The 4,576-nt window shown below is 67.4% G+C and carries 4 protein-coding genes; 3 read left to right on the top strand and 1 reads right to left on the bottom strand.

The features are described from left to right. A partial coding sequence (locus QMO76_RS35125; protein ID WP_306365690.1) for an MMPL family transporter occupies window positions 1–1,369 on the bottom strand: 1,369 nt, incomplete at its 3' end. A 210-nt stretch (window positions 1,370–1,579) separates the two neighbouring features. Between QMO76_RS35125 and QMO76_RS35130 the strand changes: the two genes are divergently transcribed. The 3 genes from QMO76_RS35130 to QMO76_RS35140 form a co-directional block, all read left to right on the top strand. Next, window positions 1,580–2,167 carry a TetR/AcrR family transcriptional regulator gene (locus QMO76_RS35130; RefSeq protein WP_306365691.1) on the top strand — a complete coding sequence of 196 codons (588 nt, stop codon included), beginning with the start codon at window positions 1,580–1,582 and terminating at the stop codon, window positions 2,165–2,167. Window positions 2,168–2,203: 36 nt separating this feature from the next. Continuing rightward, window positions 2,204–2,752 carry an Rrf2 family transcriptional regulator gene (locus QMO76_RS35135; protein ID WP_306365692.1) on the top strand — a complete coding sequence of 183 codons (549 nt, stop codon included), beginning with the start codon at window positions 2,204–2,206 and terminating at the stop codon, window positions 2,750–2,752. Between the two features lie 100 nt (window positions 2,753–2,852). Further along, the coding region (locus tag QMO76_RS35140) for an ABC transporter ATP-binding protein (protein WP_306365693.1) at window positions 2,853–4,576 on the top strand (1,724 nt) is incomplete at its 3' end.

Below are 4,576 nucleotides of genomic sequence, written 5' to 3' on the forward strand. Positions count from 1 at the left end.
CGCCGAAGCCCTTGGTCTGCAACTCGTAGGCCTCGCGCATCGGATTGCCCTCGGGGTACGAGTCGCCGCCGGGCAGGCCCAGCTGCATATTCGCGGCGGGCGCGGCCAGCAGTCCGAGCACCACCACACCGGCTGCCAGCGCCAGCACCGGAGCCTTGGCGATCAGGCGGGCGACCCGCATGCCGTTGGTGACGGCGGTGTCGTCCTCGGGATCGTGCTTGGCGACCAGCGGCAGCTTCGGCTTGAACAGGTGCTTGCCGAACGCGCCCAGCAGCGCGGGCAGCAGGGTCACGGCCACCAGCACCGCGAATGCCGCCGCGACCGCACCGAAGATACCCATGTAGGTGAGGAATCCGACGCCGACGACACTCAGCGCGGCCAGCGCGATGACGACGGTCAGGCCCGCGAAGATGACCGCGGAACCGGCGGTGCCGACCGCGGTTCCGGCGGCTTCCTCGGGTGAATCCGCCACGCTCAGCTCATGTTTGTACCGCGAGACGATGAACATGGCGTAGTCGATGGACAGCGCCAGGCCGATCATGGACGCCAGGATCGGCGTGAAGGTGGGCAGGGTGAGCCAGTGGGTGCCGAACAGGATCACCGAGATCGCCGTGCCCAGGCCGATGAGGGCCGTCAGCACCGGCACGAAGGCGGCCACGATGGCGCCGAAGGCCACCGCCATCACCACCAGCGCCACCGCGATACCGATGAGCTCGGCCGCGCCGCCGGTTTCCGGCTCCTGGGCGATGCTGCCGGTCAGGTACACCTCGAGTCCGGCCGCCCGCGCGTCCGCGGCGACGTCGTGGGCCTTCTCCCGGTCGGCGGGGGTGACATCGGCGAAACTCGGAATCGAGTACTTGACCTCGACGGTCGCCACCGAGTCCGGCACGGTCTCGCTCAGCACGTTCAGCGGCGCGCTGGCGCAGACGGCGGTGAAGCCGGGGGCGTCGCGGTCGCCGGTGAGGCAGTTGATGTCCGCGGGTTTGCCGATCTCCTCGGTCGCGGTTATCGGATCGACGACCGGCTCGTTCTTGTCGACGATGTCCAGCGCGGACAGCTTGTTCACGAACGCCTGCAACGCGGCCGCGTTCTGCGGATCGGTGAGCTTCTCGCCCTCGGGTGCGCCGATCACGTAGGTGCCGGTGACCACATTCATGTCGAAGGCGGCCGACATGCCGGGGAAGTGCTCGTCGAGGATTGCGGTGGCCCGCTCGGACGGCAGGCCGGGCATGGTGAACTGGTCCTGGAACGGTTTGGCGATCGCGCCGCCGATACCGCCGAGCAGTATCAGCAGGGTCAACCACACCGGTATGACGGTCCACTTTCTGCGGAAGGCGAACCTTCCCCAGCGGTAGAGGTATACGGACACGAGGGTCTCCTGGCGATTGGCTGTGCGTGTGCTGGTGTCGAGCTACTCGTAGACAGCACTCTCTGCGGGTGCCGCGTGCGCACTCCGCCTCCAGACTGACGTTTTCTGCCTACCGTGCGGTAGGTAGACTACCCAGCGCCTAAGCGGAGGAACAACCTCGATTCCGGTGGCGCTGCTCGCAGTACAGACTAGTAGTGAGAGGATCATCCCATGACCGGACGAGAGCCTGCTGTAGACATTGCCGCAGGTAGGGGCACCAAGGACGTCATCAGGGATGTGGCACTTCGGCTGTTCTCCACCAAGGGTTTCGAGCAGACGAGCCTGCGGGAGGTCGCCGATGAGGTGGGAATCACAAAGGCGTCCCTCTACTATCATTACTCCTCGAAGCAAGATCTGCTGCTGGCCGTGATCGAACCGGTCTTCGAGGACATGCGCGCCATGGCCGCCGAGATCGACGAGCTGGCATACAGCCGCGACGCCGTCCGCGACATCCTCACCCACCAGCTGCACACCATGCTCGCCCACCGCCCCATCGGTCAGATGTTCGTGAACGACGGTGTCGCGGTCGGCAACGCGATCGGCCACAATTACGAGGAAATGATCGCCATGCACCGCGAGCTGTGCCGCTGGCTGGCCGGACCCGAGCCCGATCCGGAGGCGCTGTTGCGCGCCAGTGCCGCCCTGGAGATCGTCAAGACCGCTCTGCTGTCCCAGGACATCGCTCCCGACGCCGATCCGGACATGGTCGAACGCGTGCTCCTGGACGCGGCGCTCGGAGTTCTGCTCCCGGCGCGCTAGATTCTTCTTCCGCCGGACCGAACTCAGGAGCCCTTTGTGCACATCACCGCGAAAGTCGACTACGCGGTGCGGATACTCGTCGAGATCGCCCGGGCGCAATCGCAATCGGTGAAGGCCGACGTGATCGTGGCCGCCCAGGAGATTCCGCCGAAGGTGCTGGAGTCGGTGGTCGCCGAATTGCGCAAGGCCGGGCTGGTCACCAGCCGCCGCGGCCCCGACGGCGGTTACCGGCTGGCACGGCCCGCCGGCGAGATCAGCGTCGCCGATGTGATTCGCGCGGTGGAGGGGCCCTTGGCCTCGGTGCGCGGGCAGCGGCCCGAGGATGTGGTGTACCCCGGGGTGGCCGAGCCGTTGCAGCGGGTGTGGATCGCGCTGCGGGTGAATATCCGCTCGGTGCTGGAACGGGTGAGCATCGCCGATATCGGCAACGATCTGCTGCCGACCTTCACGGACGAGCTGCTGCGCGATCCCGATGCCTGGACCCGGCGCCCGCGCCCGGTGGATGCCGCGCCGCACGGAGAATGGCGTGACCCGGACGCTGGCCCGCTCGGCGCGTGGCGCGACCTGGACCGGCCGGATATCTGACCCCTACGGAAGCCTTTGTTTCACTTTCTCGGGGGTCGGTGCGCCGCCCCCATGATTCCCGGGGACGGGTGCGCCGCATCGGGGGTAGCCTGCGAGCATCATGTTGATCAGACTTCTCCGCACCTTCCTGGCGCCCTACCGGTCACAGCTGGTCGGCGTCGTTGTGCTTCAGCTGATCTCGGTCCTCGCCATGCTGTACCTGCCCAGGCTCAACGCCGACATCATCGACTACGGAGTGACCAGGGGCGATATCGCCTATATCTGGAACACCGGCCTGTGGATGCTGCTCGTCACGGGAGTGCAGATCGTGGCGCAGGCTTCCTCGGTGTATCTGGGCGCGCAGGCGGCCATGGGCGCGGGACGCGATATGCGCGCGGCCCTGCTGCACCGCGTGGGCACCTTCTCCGCGCGCGAGGTGGGCATGTTCGGCGCGCCGTCGCTGATCACCCGCAACACCAATGACGTGAACCAGGTGCAGCTGCTCGTCCTGATGAGCGCCACCATCCTGGTGATGGCCCCGATCATGTGCGTCGGCGGCATCATCATGGCGCTGCGCGAGGATCTGGGCCTGTCCTGGCTGCTGCTCATCGCGGTGCCCGCGCTGGGCCTGTCGATGGCCTTCATCATCACCCGCATGGTGCCCGGCTTCCGGCGCATGCAGGAGCGCATCGACGCGGTGAACCGGGTGCTGCGCGAGCAGATCACCGGCATCCGGGTGGTGCGGGCCTTCGTGCGGGAGCGGCAGGAGACCTGGCGCTTCGGCGTCGCCAACTCCGAGCTGACCGAACAGGCGCTGTTCGTCGGCCGCTATATGGCGCTGATGTTCCCGCTGGTCATGCTGATCTCCAATGTGACCGCGGTGGGCGTGATCTGGTTCGGCGGCCACCATGTGGACGACGGCACCATGCAGATCGGTTCGCTCACCGCCATGCTGTCCTACATCATGCAGATCCTGACGGCGGTCATGATGGCCTCCTTCCTGGCCATGATGGCCCCGCGCGCCGCGGTGTCGGGTGAGCGCATCGGGGCGGTGCTGGACACCGAATCCTCGGTGCTGCCGCCGCCGCTGCCGCGGCCGTTCGAATCCGATCCGGGCTCGGTGGACTTCGCCTTCGCCGAATTCAAGTTCCCGGGTGCGGAGAAGCCGGTGCTGCGGGCCATCCGGTTCCGGGTGGACCCGGGGACCACCACCGCGGTGGTGGGGTCGACCGGCTCCGGCAAGACCACGCTGATCAATCTGATTCCGCGGCTCATCGACGTCACCGACGGGGCGGTCTACGTGGGCGGCACCGACGTGCGGCATCTCGACCTCGAGCAGTTGCGCTCGCAGATCGGCCTGGTGCCGCAGAAGGCGTACCTGTTCTCCGGGACGATCGCGTCGAACCTGCGGTACGGCAAACCCGACGCCACCGACGCCGAACTCTGGCACGCCCTGGAGATCGCACAGGCGGCCGACTTCGTGCGCGATATGCCGCAGGGGCTGGAAACGCCGGTGGCACAGGGCGGTACGACGGTGTCGGGCGGCCAGCGCCAGCGGCTCGCCATCGCCCGCGCCCTGGTGCGCAAGCCGCGCGTCTACCTGTTCGACGACTGCTTCTCGGCCCTGGACGTGGCCACCGACGCCCGGGTCCGCGAGGCGCTGAAACCGGAGATCGCGAACGCGGCCGTGATCACCGTGGCGCAACGGATTTCGACCGTGCGCGAGGCCGACCAGATCGTGGTGCTGGAGGACGGCGAGATCGTCGGCCTGGGCACCCACGACCGACTGCTGCGCGACTGCACCGAATACCGCGAGATCGTGGAATCGCAGCTGAGCCCGGAGGA

The sequence above is a fragment of the Nocardia sp. CC227C genome (assembly GCF_030767025.1).
In the GTDB taxonomy this organism is placed as follows: domain Bacteria; phylum Actinomycetota; class Actinomycetes; order Mycobacteriales; family Mycobacteriaceae; genus Nocardia.